This window comes from Bradyrhizobium sp. CCGUVB1N3 (genome assembly GCF_024199925.1).
Lineage (GTDB): Bacteria > Pseudomonadota > Alphaproteobacteria > Rhizobiales > Xanthobacteraceae > Bradyrhizobium.
This window is the reverse complement of the sequence record NZ_JANADR010000001.1, coordinates 2727889-2746254: the sequence shown is the minus strand read 5'-3', so window position 1 is coordinate 2746254 and position 18366 is coordinate 2727889. Positions and strand designations below refer to the sequence as shown.

Annotated in this window: 18 protein-coding genes; 17 read left to right on the top strand and 1 reads right to left on the bottom strand. The window is 64.5% G+C overall.

The annotated features are described in order from the left end of the window. Positions 1-54 precede the first annotated feature (54 nt). Positions 55-3291, top strand: coding sequence for a bifunctional cytochrome P450/NADPH--P450 reductase (locus tag NLM33_RS12985; protein WP_254096434.1), 3237 nt, complete (start codon positions 55-57; stop codon positions 3289-3291). A gap of 30 nt (positions 3292-3321) precedes the next feature. Continuing rightward, entirely contained in the window at positions 3322-3996 is a 675-nt protein-coding gene (locus NLM33_RS12980; RefSeq protein WP_254105780.1) for a spermidine synthase, read from the top strand. Here NLM33_RS12980 and NLM33_RS12975 read toward each other — a convergent pair. Continuing rightward, the gene (locus tag NLM33_RS12975) at positions 3993-4913 is read right to left on the bottom strand and encodes an alpha/beta fold hydrolase (RefSeq protein WP_254096433.1); all 921 of its coding nucleotides are present in this window, start codon (positions 4911-4913) and stop codon (positions 3993-3995) included. The two genes, NLM33_RS12980 and NLM33_RS12975, sit on opposite strands and share 4 nt — an antisense overlap. Positions 4914-5080: 167 nt before the next feature. Here NLM33_RS12975 and NLM33_RS12970 point away from each other — a divergent pair, with 167 nt between their 5' ends. From NLM33_RS12970 to NLM33_RS12900, 15 genes are all read left to right on the top strand, one after another. After that, a complete protein-coding gene (locus NLM33_RS12970; protein WP_254096432.1) occupies positions 5081-5461 on the top strand; it encodes a hypothetical protein in 381 nt (126 codons plus the stop codon). Further along, a complete protein-coding gene (locus NLM33_RS12965) occupies positions 5458-6540 on the top strand; it encodes an alpha/beta hydrolase (RefSeq protein ID WP_254096431.1) in 1083 nt (360 codons plus the stop codon). The genes NLM33_RS12970 and NLM33_RS12965 overlap by 4 nt, the downstream gene beginning before the upstream one ends. Then, a complete protein-coding gene (locus NLM33_RS12960) occupies positions 6537-7130 on the top strand; it encodes a GNAT family N-acetyltransferase (RefSeq protein WP_254096430.1) in 594 nt (197 codons plus the stop codon). The genes NLM33_RS12965 and NLM33_RS12960 overlap by 4 nt, the downstream gene beginning before the upstream one ends. Before the next feature lie 235 nt (positions 7131-7365). Further along, on the top strand, positions 7366-7821 hold the full coding sequence (locus tag NLM33_RS12955) for a phasin (protein WP_254096429.1): 456 nt from the start codon (positions 7366-7368) through the stop codon (positions 7819-7821). A 234-nt stretch (positions 7822-8055) separates the two neighbouring features. Next, a complete protein-coding gene (locus NLM33_RS12950) occupies positions 8056-9342 on the top strand; it encodes a DUF445 domain-containing protein (protein ID WP_254096428.1) in 1287 nt (428 codons plus the stop codon). A 186-nt stretch (positions 9343-9528) separates the two neighbouring features. After that, a complete protein-coding gene (locus NLM33_RS12945; RefSeq protein ID WP_254096427.1) occupies positions 9529-10299 on the top strand; it encodes a triacylglycerol lipase in 771 nt (256 codons plus the stop codon). Positions 10300-10469: 170 nt separating this feature from the next. Further along, on the top strand, positions 10470-11336 hold the full coding sequence (gene paaX, locus NLM33_RS12940) for a phenylacetic acid degradation operon negative regulatory protein PaaX (RefSeq protein WP_254096426.1): 867 nt from the start codon (positions 10470-10472) through the stop codon (positions 11334-11336). Between the two features lie 76 nt (positions 11337-11412). Further along, entirely contained in the window at positions 11413-12405 is a 993-nt protein-coding gene (paaA, locus tag NLM33_RS12935) for a 1,2-phenylacetyl-CoA epoxidase subunit PaaA (RefSeq protein WP_254096425.1), read from the top strand. A 10-nt stretch (positions 12406-12415) separates the two neighbouring features. Then, positions 12416-12703 carry a 1,2-phenylacetyl-CoA epoxidase subunit PaaB gene (gene paaB, locus NLM33_RS12930; protein ID WP_092186062.1) on the top strand — a complete coding sequence of 96 codons (288 nt, stop codon included), beginning with the start codon at positions 12416-12418 and terminating at the stop codon, positions 12701-12703. Between the two features lie 142 nt (positions 12704-12845). Beyond that, positions 12846-13622, top strand: a complete 777-nt coding sequence (gene paaC / locus NLM33_RS12925) for a 1,2-phenylacetyl-CoA epoxidase subunit PaaC (protein WP_254096424.1) — start codon at positions 12846-12848, stop codon at positions 13620-13622. Beyond that, positions 13616-14119: a 1,2-phenylacetyl-CoA epoxidase subunit PaaD gene (paaD, locus tag NLM33_RS12920; protein WP_254096423.1), complete on the top strand. Its 504-nt coding sequence runs from the start codon at positions 13616-13618 to the stop codon at positions 14117-14119. The genes paaC and paaD overlap by 7 nt, the downstream gene beginning before the upstream one ends. Before the next feature lie 2 nt (positions 14120-14121). Beyond that, positions 14122-15204: a 1,2-phenylacetyl-CoA epoxidase subunit PaaE gene (paaE, locus tag NLM33_RS12915; RefSeq protein ID WP_254096422.1), complete on the top strand. Its 1083-nt coding sequence runs from the start codon at positions 14122-14124 to the stop codon at positions 15202-15204. A gap of 116 nt (positions 15205-15320) precedes the next feature. Further along, positions 15321-15770, top strand: coding sequence for a hydroxyphenylacetyl-CoA thioesterase PaaI (gene paaI, locus NLM33_RS12910; RefSeq protein WP_254096421.1), 450 nt, complete (start codon positions 15321-15323; stop codon positions 15768-15770). A 35-nt stretch (positions 15771-15805) separates the two neighbouring features. After that, positions 15806-17137: a phenylacetate--CoA ligase PaaK gene (gene paaK / locus NLM33_RS12905; protein ID WP_254096420.1), complete on the top strand. Its 1332-nt coding sequence runs from the start codon at positions 15806-15808 to the stop codon at positions 17135-17137. Between the two features lie 192 nt (positions 17138-17329). Then, the gene (locus tag NLM33_RS12900; protein ID WP_254096419.1) at positions 17330-18343 is read left to right on the top strand and encodes a zinc-binding alcohol dehydrogenase family protein; all 1014 of its coding nucleotides are present in this window, start codon (positions 17330-17332) and stop codon (positions 18341-18343) included. The last annotated feature ends 23 nt before the right edge of the window (positions 18344-18366 follow it).

Here is an 18366-nt window from a genome sequence, read left to right as displayed (position 1 = left end):
TTGCGGTCCCGTCGCATCGCCCCGGAATAATGCAATTGGGGGAAGCGTAACTACATGTCATCCAAGAACCGTCTGGACCCGATCCCGCATCCGCCGACCAAGCCGGTGGTCGGCAATATGCTGTCGCTGGATTCGGCCGCGCCCGTGCAGCACCTGACGCGTCTCGCCAAGGAGCTCGGCCCGATCTTCTGGCTCGACATGATGGGGTCGCCGATCGTCATCGTCTCCGGCCATGATCTCGTCGACGAGCTCTCCGACGAGAAGCGCTTCGACAAGGTGGTGCGCGGCGCGCTGCGGCGCGTGCGCGCCGTCGGTGGCGATGGCCTCTTCACGGCCGATACCAGCGAACCGAACTGGAGCAAGGCCCACAACATCCTGCTCCAGCCCTTCGGCAACCGGGCCATGCAGTCCTATCATCCGAGCATGGTCGATATCGCCGAGCAGCTCGTCAAGAAATGGGAGCGGCTCAACGCCGACGACGAGATCGACGTCGTCCACGACATGACCGCGCTGACGCTTGATACGATCGGTCTCTGCGGCTTCGACTACCGCTTCAATTCCTTCTACCGGCGCGACTACCATCCCTTCGTCGAGTCGCTGGTGCGCTCGCTCGAAACCATCATGATGACCCGCGGCCTGCCGTTCGAGCAGCTCTGGATGCAGAAGCGGCGGAAGACTCTCGCCGAAGACGTCGCCTTCATGAACAAGATGGTCGACGAGATCATCGCCGAGCGGCGCAAGAGCGCGGAAGGTTCGGACGACAAGAAGGACATGCTCGCGGCTATGATGACCGGCGTCGATCGCACGACCGGCGAGCAGCTCGACGACGTCAACATCCGCTACCAGATCAACACGTTCCTGATTGCGGGACACGAGACCACCAGCGGCCTGTTGTCCTACACGATCTATGCGCTGCTCAAGCACCCGGACATTCTCAAGAAGGCCTATGACGAGGTCGACCGCGTCTTCGGTCCTGACGTCAATGCCAAGCCGACCTATCAGCAGGTAACGCAGCTGACCTACATCACGCAGGTTTTGAAAGAGGCGCTACGGCTGTGGCCGCCGGCGCCGGCCTACGGCATCTCGCCGCTGAAGGACGAGACCATCGGTGGCGGCAAGTACAAGCTGAAGAAGGGTACCTTCACAACGATCCTGGTGACGGCGCTGCATCGCGACCCCAGCATCTGGGGACCGAACCCAGATGCCTTCGATCCCGAGAACTTCAGCCGCGAGGCGGAGGCCAAGCGCCCCGTCAATGCCTGGAAGCCGTTCGGCAATGGCCAGCGCGCCTGCATCGGCCGCGGCTTTGCCATGCACGAGGCCGCGCTTGCGCTCGGCATGATCCTCCAGCGCTTCAGGCTGAACGATCACCAGCGCTACCAGATGCACCTGAAGGAAACGCTGACCATCAAACCGGAAGGATTCAAGATCAAGGTCCGCCCCCGCACCGATCGCGAGCGCGGCGCCCATTCCGGCCCTGCGGCAGCGACCACGAGTCCCGGCGCAGCTGCACCACGCGCCACCACGCGCCCCGGTCACAACACGCCGCTGCTGGTGCTTTACGGCTCCAATCTCGGCACGGCTGAAGAGCTGGCGACGCGGGTTGCCGATCTTGCACAGGTCAATGGCTTTGCCAGCAAGCTTGCGCCGCTGGACGAGTACGCCGACAAGCTGCCGGGGGAGGGCGGCGTGTTGATCTTCTGCGCCTCCTACAACGGCGCGCCGCCGGACAATGCCACGCAGTTCGTCAAATGGCTCCATGGCGACATGCCGAAGGACGCGCTTTCAAAGGTGCGCTACGCCGTGTTCGGTTGCGGCAACAGCGATTGGGCCGCCACCTATCAATCCGTGCCGCGCTTCATCGACGAGCAGCTTTCGGCCCATGGCGCGCGCAGCCTCTATGCGCGCGGGGAGGGCGATGCGCGGAGCGATCTCGACGGCCAGTTCGAGAAATGGTTCGCCGCCGCCGCACCGGCCGCCGTGAAGGAGTGGGGGCTGACGGCGGATTTCAGCCGCAACGCCGACGACGAGCCGCTCTACAAGGTCGAGCCGGTCGCACCCGGTGCGGTCAACGCGATCGCTGCGCTCGGCGGCACGGCGGCGATGAGGGTGCTGGTCAACGACGAGCTCCAGAGCAAGAGCGGTCCCAACCCGTCCGAGCGCTCGACGCGCCATATCGAGGTGCAGTTGCCGCAGGGCGCGAGCTACCGCGTCGGCGACCATCTCAGCGTGGTGCCGCGCAACGATCCTGCGCTGGTTGAAGCAGTTGCGCGCCGCTTCGGCTTCCTGCCCGCCGACCAGATCAAGCTCGCGGTGGCCGAAGGCCGCCGCGCGCAATTGCCGGTCGGCGCGAGCGTGTCGGTTGGTCAGCTCCTCACCGATTTCGTCGAGCTCCAGCAGGTCGCGACGCGCAAGCAGATCCAGATCATGTCGGAGCACACGCGCTGCCCGGTGACCAAACCGAAGGTGCTCGCCTTCGTCGGTGACGACGCGGAGGCCGGCGAGCGCTACCGCAGCGAGATCCTGGCCAAGCGCAAATCGGTATTCGATCTCCTGATCGAATATCCGGCCTGCGAGCTGCCGTTCCATGCCTATCTCGAAATGCTCTCGCTGCTGGCGCCGCGCTACTACTCGATCTCGTCCTCGCCGTCGGTCGATCCGGCACGATGCAGCGTCACCGTCGGTGTGGTCGGTGGGCCGGCCGCATCGGGCCGCGGCATCTACAAGGGCATCTGCTCGAACTATCTCAGCGATCGCCGAACTGGCGACACGATCTACGCCACGGTGCGTGAGACCAAGGCCGGCTTCCGCCTGCCGGATGATTCATCGGTGCCGATCATCATGATCGGCCCAGGCACGGGGCTAGCGCCGTTCCGCGGCTTCCTCCAGGAGCGCGCCGCGCGGAAAACCAAGGGGGCGGCTCTGGGACCCGCGATGCTGTTCTTCGGCTGCCGCCACCCCGATCAGGATTTTCTCTATGCCGATGAATTGAAAGCATTGGCCGCGAGCGGCATCACCGAGCTCCTCACCGCCTTCTCGCGCGCCGATGGACCGAAGACCTATGTGCAGCACGTCCTCGCCGCGCAGAAGGACAAGGCGTGGAGCCTGATCGAGCAGGGCGCGATCATCTATGTCTGCGGCGATGGCGGCAAGATGGAGCCCGACGTGAAGGCGGCGCTGGTGGCGATCTACCGCGAGAAGAGCGGCGGCGACGCTGCCGCCGGCGCGCGCTGGATCGAGGAGCTGGGCACCAAGAACCGCTACGTGCTCGACGTCTGGGCGGGTGGGTAACCGCCGGCCGGATCATGCTAAACCTTGGGCATGATTCCCTGGGAAAAAATCGATACCGCCGGGATACCCGGCTCCGATGGCGAGCTTCGCCTGATGCGCCGCGGCAAGGAGTTCTCCATCATGCTCGGCACCAACGAGCTGATGAACAGCCGCCTGTCGGGCTCGGAGGCCGCACTCGCGACGCTTGCGGCCAAACAGATCGAGAAGGTCGCCAAACCCGTCGTCCTCATCGGCGGATTGGGTATGGGCTTTACGCTACGTGCGGCGCTCGCCGTGCTCGGAAGCAAGGCGCAAATCGTGGTGGCCGAGCTGGTCCCTGCCGTGGTGGCATGGGCGCGAGGTCCGATGGCCGAGATTTTTGGCGACAGTCTCAACGACGCTCGCGTTGATATCCGTGAAACGGATGTTGGGCAGTTGATCGAACGGCATCCGCTCGGGTTCGATGCGATCCTGCTGGACGTCGACAATGGCCCGGAAGGCCTCACCCGCAAGGCCAATGACGCCTTGTACGATGTCGCCGGGTTGAAAATGGCCCACACGGCGCTGCGGCGGGGCGGCGTGCTCGCGGTCTGGTCGTCCGGGCCGCATGCGAAATTTTCACGGCATCTTCGTGCGGCAGGTTTCGATGTCAACGAAGTCAACGTCCGCGCCACCGGAAAAGGTGGTGGCGCGCGCCATGTGATCTGGATCGCGAGGAAGGGTTAGGCCGCCTTCGCCGCCGCTCCATGCGCGTGCTTGTCGACGGCGTCGATGATCTGCGGCCAGAAGCGCATCGGCAGTGCGTGGCCCATGCCATCGACCATCAGAAGTGTCGCGTTGGGGATCGATGCCGCGGTGTCCTTGCCGCCTTCGGGGCGCACCAGCGGATCGACGGTGCCGTGGATGACCAGCGTCGGCGTCTTGACGTTGTGCAAGCGTTCCTTGCGGCTGCCGGAGGCGAGCACGGCGCGCAACTGCCGCCCGACGCCGGCCGGATTCAGCCCGCGTGCGAATACGCGTTCGGCGCGGCTGGGATCGAGCGCTTCTTCCTCCGGAAAATGGCCGGCGCGCAGCACCTTCCAGGTCTGGCCGTAGCGCACGATGAATTCCTCCTTGCTGCGCGGTGGCGGCGCCATCAGCATGGCGGCCGCCTCGCGGGTCGGCGGCGGTACGCGCGGATTGCCGGTCGTCGACATGATCGAGGTGAGCGAGCGCACGCGCTGCGGAAACGACAGCGTGATCTCCTGTGCGATCATGCCGCCCATCGAGGCGCCGACGAGATGCGCCGACTTGATCCCGAGCGCGTCCATCAGGCCGACCGTGTCCCTGGCCATGTCGATCAGCCTGTAGGTGGCGGCCACCGGAATCTTCAGGAAGCGCAGCTTCAACAGCTCGAATGGCGTCAGCCGCTTGCCGCCGGTCAGATGGCTGGACTTGCCGATGTCGCGATTGTCGAAGCGGATCACGCGAAAGCCACGCGCGGCGAGCTGCTCGCAGAAGGCGTCGTCCCAGTGGATCATCTGGGCACCGAGCCCCATGATCAGCAGCAGAGGCTCGGCGTTGTCGTTGCCGAAAATCTCGTAGCAGATGTCGATGCCGTTGGCGCGGACGATCTGCGGCGGCTGATGAGCGGAAGCATTCACGGGCGTGTTCCCCTTGCTGGCAGTCAGCGTTGTATCGCACGGTTTGCCGCCGCAAAGAAGCCGCGTGCGCGACATCGGGCCGCCGCTCGTGGGTTGACCCGCCCGTCACAACGGTGTGGTATGGCGGGAAAAGAAGGGCAACACAGCCCTCGACCTGGAGGACGCCGATGACCGACAAGATCACCGATCCGGTCGCCTTGTGGCAGCAGATGATTGGCGAGATGGAGAAAGGCTTCAACTCGTTCGCCACCAAAGCGATGGAGACGCCAGAATTCTCGCAGGCCATGAACCGGGCCGGCGGCGTTGCTGCGGGTGCTCAGAAGCAATTCGGCGACGTCATGGAGAAATACCTTCTCTCGATGAATCTGCCGAGCCGCGAGCAGATGACCGGCATTGCCGAACGGCTGCAATCCATCGAAGGCCAGCTCGGCGAGATCAGATCGATGCTGACCCAGATGTCGGCCGGATCAGGCGTGTCGCAGGCAGGGGCGGCGCCGCGGCCGCCCCGCACCAAGCGCCCGCCGCCTGAAGGCGGAGAGCAAAAATGAACGCGCCGACGGGACTTGATTTCGCAGAGATCCCGGAGCGCATCCAGTCCGAGGTGCAGCGTGCCGTCATGCGCAGCATCAAGGGCGTCGAATATTTCTCGACTTCCGGACCCACGCTCGGGTCGACGCCGAAGGACGTGCTGCATTCGCGCGGCACGATGAGCCTCTATCACTACCGCCCGATGTCGGACGAGATCTACCGCGTGCCGGTGCTGATCGTGATGGCAACCACCAACCGCGGCTACATCCTCGATCTCGTGCCGGGCCAAAGTTTCATCGAGTTTCTCCTGAAGCGTGGCTACGACGTCTACATGCTCGACTGGACCGCGCCGCGGCCCGAGGAAAAGAGCCTGGCGATGGAGGACTATGTCCTCGACTTCATCCCGGATTGCATCCGCCGCGTGCAAGAGGATTCCGGCGAGCAGGACGTCTCGGTCATCGGCTATTGTTTCGGCGGGGTGCTGTCGCTGCTCTACGGCTCGATCTTTCAGGACGGGCCGATGAAGAATCTGATCTGCTTCACCACGCCGATCGACTTTCGCGAGATGAAGCTGTTCTCGAATTTCTCGGACCGCCGCTATTTCGACGTCGATCGTCTCGTCGACAGCGTCGGCAACGTCCCACCCGAGATGATTCTCTCCTCCTTCGAGATGCTGCGCCCGGCCTCGCGCACCGTGAGCCAGATCCAGCTCTGGGAGAACATCTGGAACGACGAGTTCGTGAAATCCTACCGGATGTTCGACCGCTGGGCGACCGACACGCTACCGCTCGCCGGCGAATATTTCCGCGCCATCACCAAGGACCTGATGTGGGACAACAAGCTCTTCAACGGCACCATGTCGGTGGGGGGACGCGCGGCAAAGCTGGAGAACATCAAGGTGCCGATCCTGCATGCGGTCGCCGAGCATGATCACATCGTGCCTTATGACGCCGCAAGGCATCTGATCACGAAGATCGGGTCCGAGGACAAGGAAGAGGTGATGCTGAAGGGCGGCCACGTCTCTCTCGTCGCAGGTGCCAACGCGATCAAGCGGCTGTGGCCGAAACTGGACACCTGGCTGGGGAAGAGATCGACATGAGTGAAGCGCGTTCCTATCCGCGTAACGTCAGGACGGATGCGGGCGATATCGAGATTCGCCTGATGTCGCCGGCCGATGAGCCCGCAGTGCTTGCCTTCGGCAAGGCACTGCCGACGCATGACCTGTTGTTCCTGCCGCGCAATATCAGCGAGCCGAAGGTGCTGTCGGCCTGGGTCAAGGAGATCGAGCGCGGCGCGATCACGAGCCTGCTCGCGGTGAAGGACGGAAAGGTCGTCGGCTGCGGCACGCTGGTGCGCGATCCCCACTCCTGGTCGCCCCATGTCGGCGAGATCCGGATGGTGGTGTCGCAGGACGTCCGCGGGAAGGGGGTCGGGCGGGCGCTGTCGCAGGAGACCTTTGCGCTCGCGCTTGGTGCCGGCCTCGAAAAGCTCTCGGTCCAGATGACGGTCGACCAGCAGGCGGCGATCGCCCTGTTCGAGAGCCTCGGCTTCAAGGCCGAGGCGCTGCTTCGCGACCATGTCCGGGATGTCGGCGGCAAGACCCACGACATCGTCGTGCTCGGGCACAACATCGCGCAGGTCCAGGCCCAGATGGAGGCCTATGGGCTGCCAGGCGCCGTCCAGCACTAGAAGCATCTCCCAGCACGAAAGCGCCGTCCGGCAACCGGCACAAAGGCAGCGCTGCCCGGCGATGCCTGGGGAGGCATCATGTTGCCTCTCGTTAAGGCTGATCACGATTTAGTGATATCGCACTGCAATACGATTGTTGCATCGCACAATTAACTATGCCATATAAGCCGTGCCCCGGGCCAATCCGGACGGGGTGAGCCCATAGCTCAGACAATTGAGGATGGAGAGAGACCCCATGACGACCGAGACCAATACCGCTTTCGAGGGCTTCAAGGACGCGTTCAAGAACATCCAGAACCTGGAAGTTCCCGAGGCTGCCCGCGATTTCGTCAAGAAGACTGCCAACACCGCCAAGGACCGTGCTGCCGAGGTTTTCGCTGGCTCCGAGCGGGTGACCGCCGCCATCGAGAACGCGGTGACCGATTCCGTCTCCGAGGCCGGCAAGATCAGCCGCAACATCCAGCAGGCGATCTACGAGGACGCCGAGGCGTTCTTCTCCGGCATCGACAAGCTCGCTTCGGCCAAGTCGATCAGCGAAGCCGTCGAGATCCAGTCCGGCCTGCTCCGTGCCCGCAGCGAAGTGTTCGTCTCGCGCGCCAAGGCGACCACCGACTATCTCGGCAAGCTCGCCGCCAACGGCGCGAAGTCCGCTCAGGACAATTTCGCGAAGGTCTACAACAAGACCGCCTGATGTGTGCGCCTAAGTTGAGAAACTGAGTTCTTAAGGCCCGCTTCGGCGGGCCTTTGTTTTTTGCCGATTGCGTTCCCCGGATGCAGTGCAGCGCGCCGCCCTTGCGGCGTGGTGCACTGCTGATCCGGGGTCCATCTGGTTGCTTGCTTTTCTGGGTCCCGGCTCAGCGACGCAACGCTACGCGCTGCATCGCGTCCGGGACACGCAAGGGTCGGCAAGCTAAGTTGCATGCCCATGACTGTGCCAACCACCTTCTCCTTCGACGCCCCCGGCGACGCCGAACGCGCGGCCGAGTTGCGCCGCGTCAAGGCCTTGGCGACGTTCGTGCTGGCCGCGACGCTCGGGCTGTTCGTGGTCGCGAAATGGCTGTTGAACGTGCACCCCGTATTCGGCTTCATCGCGGCCTTCGCGGAAGCCGCCACCATCGGCGGCCTTGCCGACTGGTACGCCGTGGTCGCGCTGTTCAAGCGGCCTCTGGGCCTGCCGATTCCGCACACCGCGATCATCCAGAGCAATCAGGCCCGCATCGCCGACAAGCTCGGCGAATTCATCCAGGTGCATTTCCTCGAGGCGGGTCCGGTCGAGGCGAAGCTGAAGGAAATCGACTTCGGCTCCTTCGTTGCCGACTGGCTGCGCGATCGCAAGCGCAGCGACGATCTCGCGCGCTTTGCGCTGCGGCTGTTGCCGGAGGCTTTCTCCGCAACGGAAAGCTCGGGCCTGATGACCTTCATCATCCGCCGCATGTCCTCGCAGCTCCAGGCCATCGATCTCGCGCCGCTCGCGGCCGGCACGCTGCGCGGCTTCGTGGCGGAGGGGCGGCACCAGGTCCTGTTCGACGATCTCCTGCGCGTCATGCACGACACGCTGACGGGGAAGGAGACCATGGCGATGATCCGCGAGAAGGTGCGTGCGGAGCTGCCGACGTTGCTTCGGCTCTATCGCGCCGACAAGTTTCTGGTGAACAAGATCGTGGCGTCCGCGAGCGCCTTCTTCGAGGAGGTTCGCGGTGATCCCAAGCATCCGTTCCGCGGCGAGTTCGATCGCATGGTGCTGACCTTCGTCGACCGGCTCGGCACCGACCAGACCTATATTGACCGCATCGACGGTCTGAAACGGGATCTGCTGGCGCGGCCCGAACTTGCTGATCTTGCGCGCACAGTGTGGGCCAACACGCGCGCCTTCATCGAGCGTAGTGCCTCGGGCGAGACGCAGGTGCTCCAGCATCATCTCGCGGGAATGTTCGTCGCGGCCGGCGAGGCGCTCGCGGGCGATGCGGAGCTGCGCGGCGAAATCAACAAAGGCCTGGTCACGGTGCTGCGCAGCTTCATCGCCGACCAGAAGAGCGGCGTCTCGACCTTCATCTCCGACCAGGTCAAGTCGTGGAATATGACGCAGTTGATTTCGCTGATCGAAATCAACATCGGCCGCGACCTGCAATACATCCGCTTCAACGGCTCGCTGATCGGCGGGCTCGCGGGCCTCACGCTCTACTCCGTAGAATTCCTGCTTCGATTGCTGTGACTTTTGCGTCACGGCCGTTAGCATTAACGCGCGGGCCTATTGTCGCTCCCGTGTTCACCGGCTTGAATGTCGGGAACCGGCCGCCTAGCTGATTCATGTTGCGCTGCGGAACGATCAAGAAGCCGGCGTCTTGGAATTCATGCCCATCCACCGGCATCGCGGCCGGTGCCTTCAGAGGAAACGTTGATGACCGCTACTGCCCAGACGCTGCGTCCGCCGTCCCGCACCCTGATGTTTCTGGAGGGGCGGGCGATCCACGAGCTCGGCGCCTTCCTCGGCGCGCTGCCGCTTCTCAGCCTCGCGGCGCGTGGCGACGGCCATCCGGTGCTGGTGCTGCCCGGCCTCGTCGCATCCGACGTTTCCACGCGGCCGCTGCGGTCGTTCCTCAAGGGTAAGGGGTATGCCGTCAGCGGCTGGCGCCAGGGCCGCAACTATGGCCTGCGCCCGGGCGTGCAGCATGCGATGGTCGACCTCGTTCAGGAGCTCAGCGACACCCATGGTCGCAAGATCAGCCTGGTCGGCTGGAGCCTCGGCGGTCTCTACGCGCGCCAGCTCGCCAAGATGATGCCGGAGCGCGTGCGCCAGGTGATCACGCTCGGCAGCCCCTTTGCGGGCGATCCGCACTCGACCAATGCTTGGCGCGTCTATGAATGGGCGAGCGGTCGCAAGGCCGACGAGGTCGATCCGCGCTTCGGCGGCGAGCTCGCCGTCCCGCCGCCGGTGCCGACCACCGCGATCTTCAGCCGTACCGACGGCGTCTGCGCCTGGCAGGGCTGCATGGAGAAGGCGGGTGCTGAGACCGAGAGCATCGAGGTCGAGAGCAGCCATTGCGGCATGGGTCACCACCCTGCGGCGGTCTACGCGGTGGCCGATCGTCTGGCGCAGAAGGAGGGCCAGTGGCAGCCCTTCGACCGCGGCGGCTGGCGGAGCCTGGTCTATCCGGATCCGCATCGCTAAGCGGGCCTGCATGGTTCGAGACGCGCGGCGCTGCCGCGCTCCTCACCGTGAGGGTTGAGACCTGAATCTCCGCGATAGCTGTTCGACCTCATCCTGAGGCGGCGCGAAGCGCCGTCTCGAAGGATCGAGCCCGGCTTTGGCATTAGCGCAAATCGCGCTATGCCTGACGCATGGCGCATCCGCTTTCCCGCATCATCGACCAGCTCAAGCGTGAGCCGTCGCGTACCGGCTCCATCATCATCACTGTGTTCGGCGATGCCATCGTGCCGCGCGGAGGCTCGGTGTGGCTTGGCACGCTGCTCGAATTTTTTGAAGGTCTCGACATCGACAGCGGCGTCGTTCGCACGGCGATGTCGCGGCTTGCCGCCGACGGCTGGCTGACGCGCGAAAAGGTCGGACGTAACAGCTTCTATCGCCTCGCCGCAAAGGGTCGTCAGACCTTCGAGGCCGCGACGCGTCACATCTACGATCCGCCGCCATCCGACTGGACCGGCCGCTTCGAGCTTCTGCTGATCGGCAATGGCGAAGACCGCGACGCCTCGCGTGAGGCGCTGCGTAATGCCGGCTTTGGCAGTCCACTGCCGGGCGTGTGGGTCGCGCCATCGGGCGTGCCGGTGCCTGACGAGGCTACCGGCGCGATCCGTCTCGAGGTTTCGGCCGAGGATGACAGCGGCCGCCGTCTGCTCAGCGCGAGCTGGCCGCTGAACCGTACCGCAGATGCCTATCTGAAATTCATGACGATGTTCGAGCCGCTGCGCGCCGCGATTGCGCGCGGCGCTGACCTCTCCGACGCCGACGCCTTCACCGCGCGCATTCTCCTGATCCACTACTATCGCCGCGTCGTGCTGCGCGATCCGCTGCTGCCGGGCGAATTGCTGCCGGCGGACTGGCCGGGCAGGGCGGCTCGCGAGCTCTGCGGCGAGATCTATCGCGCGCTCCTGGCCCCATCAGAGCAATGGCTTGACGACCACGGAACCAATGAGAAGGGGCCGTTGCCGCTGGCGCGGAAGCTGCTGGAGCGACGTTTCGGTAGCTAGGATTTATGTTACAGAAATATCTTGCATGATCTAATTTATGTTATATATTGCCTCTTAATAAATCGGGAGGATGCGCATGTATACCCAGGCGCTGAACACGGCCGAGGCGGACGATCGCGGCCTCGAGGATGCCGCCAAGGCTGCGCAATTCCAGGCGCGCATCGATGCCGAGGAGCGCATCGAGCCGAACGACTGGATGCCGGCGGCCTACCGCAAGACGCTCACCCGCCAGATCTCCCAGCACGCTCATTCCGAAATCGTCGGCATGCTGCCCGAGGGCAACTGGATCACCCGCGCGCCGACGCTGCGCCGCAAGGCCGCGCTGCTCGCAAAGGTGCAGGACGAATGCGGCCACGGGCTCTATCTCTATGCCGCCGCCGAGACGCTCGGCTCATCGCGCGAGGAGCTGGTCGATGCGATGCTTGCCGGCAAGGCCAAGTACTCCTCGATCTTCAACTATCCGACGCTGACCTGGGCCGACATCGGCACCATCGGCTGGCTGGTCGACGGCGCCGCGATCATGAACCAGATCCCGCTGTGTCGCTGCTCCTATGGCCCTTACGCGCGCGCGATGATCCGCGTCTGCAAGGAGGAGTCGTTCCACCAGCGCCAGGGCTACGAGATCATGCTGACGCTGTGCCGCGGCTCGGACGAGCAGAAGGCGATGGCGCAGGATGCGCTGAACCGCTGGTGGTGGCCGGTGCTGATGATGTTCGGCCCGCCGGATGCTACGAGCCAGCACAGCGACACCTCGACAAAGTGGAAGATCAAGCGCTTCTCCAATGACGAGCTGCGCCAGAAGTTCGTCGATGCCACCGTGCCGCAGGCGCAGTATCTCGGCCTGACCATTCCCGATCCCGGCATGACGCAGGATGCCGACGGGCACTGGCGCTATAGCGAGATCGACTGGACCGAGTTCAAGCAGGTGCTCGCCGGCAACGGCCCCTGCAACCGCGACCGTATCGCCGCGCGCCGCAAGGCGCATGATGAAGGCGCCTGGGTGCGCGAGGCGGCAGCCAGCTATGCGGCCAAGCGCCAGCATCGCCAGACCGCGCAAGCTGCCGAGTAGGGAGGTGACGATGACGACGCCGAACACGCCGCTGTGGGAAGTCTTCATTCGCAGCCGCAACGGGCTCGCGCACAAGCATGTCGGCTCGCTGCATGCGAGCGATGCCACCATGGCGCTGCAGGCCGCGCGCGACATCTACACCCGCAGAGGCGAGGGCCTGTCGATCTGGGTCGTGCCCTCGACCGCGATCACCGCAAGCGACCCCGCGGAGAAGGGCATGATGTTCGAGCCAGCGGAATCCAAGATCTACCGGCATCCGACGTTTTACGAGGTGCCGGAAGAAGTGGGGCACATGTAGCGGTCTCGCTCCTCATGGTGAGGAGCCGCGAAGCGGCGTCTCGAACCATGAAGGCCCCTAACTCGCAGCCCATCCTTCGAGACGCCTGCTGCGCAGGCTCCTCAGGATGAGGTCGGAACAAGTGGCAAGATGGATTGAATAGATGCCCGTCGCCAACATACAGGTCTCCGAGACGCCGCTGGTGCTCTACACCCTGCGCCGCGCCGATGACGCGCTGATCCTCGGCCACCGGCTGTCGGAATGGTGCGGCCACGCGCCGATGCTGGAAGAGGACATGGCACTCTCCAACATCGCGCTCGATCTCATCGGCCAGGCCCGCGAGCTCTACACCTATGCGGCCAGGGTTGAAGGCAAGGACAATGACGAGGACAAGTTCGCCTACCTGCGCGACGTACGCCAGTACCGCAACCTGCTGCTGGTCGAGCAGCCGAACGGCGATTTCGCCCAGACCCTGGTCCGGCAGTTCTTCTATTCCGCCTTCGCCGATCTCTACTGGCGCGCAATGATGACCTCGCGCGATGCGACGCTCGCCGCCATTGCCGCCAAGTCCGAAAAGGAGAGCGCCTATCATCTGCGCCATGCCTCGGAATGGATCATCCGGCTCGGCGACGGCACCGAGGAGAGCCACGCGCGCGCGCAAGGAGCGATCGATCATCTCTGGGCGTTCACCGGCGAGATGTTTGCCGTCGACGACGGCGAGCGCGGCTTGATCGAGGCCGGCGTCGCGATCGATCCGGCGACGTTGCGCGATCGCTGGCTGAAGACGCTCTCCAATGTCGCCGGCGAGGCGACGCTCACGCTGCCGCAAAACAACTGGATGCAACAGGGCGGCCGCGCGGGCCGGCACAGCGAGCATCTCGGTCACCTGCTCAGCGAGCTGCAATCGATGCAACGAACCTTCCCGGGGCTGACATGGTGATGGCGCTCGACAGCGACACCGAGCTCCGCCGGCGTGCATGGGACGCGGCGGCAAGCGTGGTCGATCCGGAGATCCCGGTGCTGACCATTGCCGATCTTGGCGTGTTGCGCGACGTTGCGCTTCTGGGTGATCACGTCGAGGTCGCGATCACCCCGACCTATTCAGGCTGCCCGGCGATGAACATGATCGCGCTCGAGATCGAGGTTGCGCTGGAACGCGCCGGCTTCCATCGCCCAAGAGTGCGCACCGTGCTGTCGCCGGCCTGGACTACCGACTGGATGAGCGAGGAAGGTCGCCAGAAGCTCCGCGCCTACGGCATTGCGCCGCCGCAAGCCTCAAGCTCGCGCCGCGCGCTGTTCGGCGAGCAGGCCGTCGCATGCCCGCAATGCGGCTCTGAGAATACCGAGTTGTTGTCCGAATTCGGCTCGACCTCCTGCAAAGCGCTCTGGCGCTGCAAGTCCTGCCGCGAACCGTTCGACTACTTCAAGTGTCATTGACCATGTCCGCAGCCGCACCACGTTTTCATCGCCTCGCCGTCAACGACCTCCGTCGCGAAGCGTCGGACGCCGTGTCGATGACCTTCGTCATTCCGGGTGAACTCGCCAGCGACTATGCGTTCGCGCCCGGCCAGTACCTCACGCTCCGCACCGTGCTCGACGGCGAAGAAGTCCGCCGCTCCTATTCGATCTGCTCGGGTCCCGACGACGGCGAGATCCGCATCGCCGTGAAGAAGGTCGACGGCGGCGCGTTTTCGAATTGGGCGGCGGACGAATTGAAGTGCGGCGACGAACTCGATGTGATGACACCGACCGGCCGCTTCGGTGCGATCCCGCAAAGCGACACCGCGCGCGTCCATGTCGGCTTTGCCGCGGGTTCGGGCATCACGCCGATCCTGTCGATCGTGAAGGGGATACTGGCGCGCGAGCCGAAGAGCCGCTTCTTCCTGTTCTACGGCAACCGTGCGACTGACAACATCATGTTCCTGGAGGCGCTCGAAGAACTCAAGGACCGGTTCATCGATCGCCTCTCGATCTTCCACGTCATCTCCGGCGAGGAGCAGGACATCCCGATCCTGCATGGCCGGCTCGACGGCGAGAAGGTGAGGGTGCTGCTGCGTTCGCTGGTGCCGGCCGCAAGCGTCGATCACGTCTTCATCTGCGGTCCATCAGGCATGAGCGAGGAGATCGAGGCGACCTGCCGCGACCTCGACATTGCGGATGACCGCATCCACGTCGAGCGCTTCGTGTCCGAGTTCGGCGGCAAGCCGCGACCGAAGAAGGCGGTCGCGGCCGACGCGCCGCCCAAGGCCATCGCGTCCCTGATCATCGACGGCAAGCGCCGCGATATTCCGGTCGCCGAGGACGAGGCCATCCTCGATGCTGCGCTGCGCGCCGGCGTCGATCTGCCGTTTGCCTGCAAGGGCGGCATGTGCTCGACCTGCCGCGCCAAGCTGGTCGAGGGCGACGCGCCGATGGACATCAACTATTCGCTGGAGCCATGGGAGCTGAAGGCAGGTTTCGTCCTCACCTGCCAGGCCAAGCCGTCGTCGGAGCGGGTCGTGGTCGACTACGATCATGTCTGAGCAGGCGCATCAGACCCCGACGATGCAAATGCGTCGCGTTATTTGACACGTTGAGCCAACCGGCAGAACATCATGTGCAAACGCTCGATGAACAAATACCTGGCCGGGAGAAGCGCGTGAACGTCAAAGCCGCCCTGTCGCCCGAGGATATTGCCCGCGCCTGCGCCGATGCGATGTGGTCGGAGGACGATGCCTCGAAAGGTCTCGGCATGGAGATCGTCGAGATCGGCCCGGGCTTTGCGACGCTGGCGATGACGGTGCGGCCGGATATGGTCAACGGTCAGCGCATCGCCCATGGCGGCTTCATCTTCACGCTTGCCGATTCCGCATTCGCGTTCGCCTGCAACTCGCGCAATGAGCGCGTGGTCGCGGCGCAGGGGCAGATCACTTTCATCAAGCCGGGCAGGCTTGGCGATCGTCTCGTCGCAAGAGCGCGCGAGGTTACCCGCGGCGGCCGCTCCGGCATCTATGACGTGCGCGTCACCGCCGGCGACACCGTCATCGCCGAATTCCGTGGGCATTCGCGTGTCATTCCCGGCACGTGGCTGCCGACGCAAGATCAGTGACCACAAGAACAAACAAATGATGTGGGGAAACGAGGATGGCTCTGACCAGGCTGAAGGCAGGTGGCAACGCCTATAGTGCCGAGATGGACGCGCATGAGCGCGCCTCGCGCGATGAGATCATGGCGTTGCAGACGCAGCGCCTGGCCTGGTCGCTGAAGCACGCCTACGACAACGTCGCGCAGTATCGCAAAGCGTTCGACAAGGCCGGGGTGCATCCGTCCGATTTCAAAGAGCTGTCTGATCTCGCAAAGTTTCCGTTCACGGTGAAGACGGATCTGCGCGACAACTATCCCTTCAACATGTTTGCGGTCCCTCGCGAAAAACTCGTACGCGTGCACGCCTCTTCCGGCACGACGGGCAAGCCGATCGTCGTCGGCTACACGAGAGCGGATATCGAGACGTGGTCGGAGGTGATGGCGCGCTCGATCCGCGCCGCCGGCGGTCGTACGGGCATGATCATCCACAACGCCTATGGCTATGGCCTCTTCACCGGCGGCCTCGGCGTGCATTACGGCGCGGAAAAGCTCGGCTGCACCGTGGTGCCGATTTCCGGCGGCATGACTGAACGGCAGGTGCAGCTCATCAACGATTTCCGGCCCGACATCATCACGGTGACGCCGAGCTACATGTTGGCGATCCTCGACGAGTTCAAGCGCCAGAAGCTCGATCCCAGGCAATGCTCGCTCAAGGTCGGCATTTTTGGCGCCGAGCCCTGGACCAACGCGATGCGCGGCGAGATCGAAGAGGCCTTCGACATGGATGCGACCGACATCTATGGCCTGTCCGAAGTGATCGGTCCGGGCGTCGCGCAGGAATGCATCGAGACCAAGGACGGCCTGCACATCTGGGAGGATCACTTCTACCCCGAGGTGATCGATCCCGAGACCGGCGCGGTGCTGCGCGATGGTGAGAAGGGCGAGCTGGTCTTCACCTCGCTCACCAAGGAGGCCTTCCCGGTGATCCGCTATCGCACCCGCGATCTGACGCGGCTGTTACCGGGCACGGCTCGTCCCGGAATGCGGCGGATGGAGAAGGTGACCGGGCGCTCGGACGACATGATCATCCTGCGCGGCGTCAACCTCTTCCCGACCCAGATCGAGGAAGTGCTGCTCGCGACGGAGTGGTGCGGAGGTCATTTCATCATGGAATTGACCCGCGAGGGCCGGATGGACGAACTGACCATCATCGCGGAGGCGCGTCCCGAGAGTTGGGACGGCCGCGGGCTCGTCGACCACGCCGAGCGGATATCGACCCACATCAAGAACACGATCGGCATCACGGCAAAGGTGCGGGCGGTCGCGCCGGCCACGCTGGAACGGTCGCTCGGCAAGGCCAAGCGTCTCTACGACAAGCGGCCGAAAGACTAGCTCTCACCCCTCATGGTGAGGAGCGCCGAAGGCGCGTCTCGAACCATGAAGGCCCGGCTGCCGCAGCGGGGGCCTTCATCCTTCGAGACGCCGCTTCGCGGCTCCTCAGGATGAGGGGAGGCAGGGTGCTCGCTGCAATTGACATGGCTGCTTCGAACGGCGACAAGGCCTTGAGAAGTCGCGGGTATCTCCATGTCTGTCGCCCAATCTACGCCATCCAAAACCGTCGACGCGCGCTGCGTGCGCCTTGATGCCAAGGCCGTGAACGCGGCGGCGGTTGCGCCTCGCGTCGAGCATCACACGCTCGCTCGTGGCGCCAATGACGTCCTGATCGAGGTGAAGGCCGCCGCCGTCAATCCGTCCGACGTGAAAGCTGCGACTGGGCTGATGCCTTATGCCGTGTTCCCGCGCACGCCGGGCCGTGATTATGCCGGCGTGGTGATCGACGGCCCGGCCGGTACGATCGGCCGGGAGGTGTTCGGCTCCTCCGGCGATCTCGGCATCCGCCGCGACGGCACCCATGCCACGCATCTCGTCGTCGAGCTTGAGGCGGTGGTCGAGAAGCCGAAGGCGCTGTCCTGGGAGGAGGCCGCCGGCATCGGCGTGCCCTTCGTCACCGCGATGGAAGGCTTTCGTCGTGCCGGCCTGCCGAGGAGCGGCGAGACCGTGCTGGTGATGGGCGTCAACGGCAAGGTCGGCCAGGCTGCAGTGCAGATCGCGACCTGGCAGGGCGCGCGCGTCATCGGCGTGGTGCGCAAGGCGGAAGCCTATGAAGGCCATACCAACGCGCCCGTCGAGGTGATCGACGCCTCCGCCACCGACGTCGCCACGCGCGTGCGCGAGGTCACCGGTGGCAAGGGCGCCGATATCGTCTTCAACACGGTCGGCGATCCCTACTTCGAGGCCGCGCACAAGTCGCTTGCCCTGCGCGGCCGCCAGATCCTCATCGCGGCGATCGATCGCATCGTGCAGTTCGATATCCTCGAATTCTATCGCGGCCAGCACACCTATGTCGGCATCGACACGCTCGGCCTGTCGTCGGCCGCAACCGGCGCGGTGCTGCGCGATCTCGGCCCTGGCTTTGCCAGCGGCCACCTGAAGCCGTTCCCGATCAAGGAAAGCGCAATCTATTCGCTCGAGCGTGCTAGAGAGGCGTACGTTGCCGTCGCCGGCTCCTCGCGCGATCGCGTGATCCTGAAGCCTTGAAACTCGTCATTGCGAGCACAGCG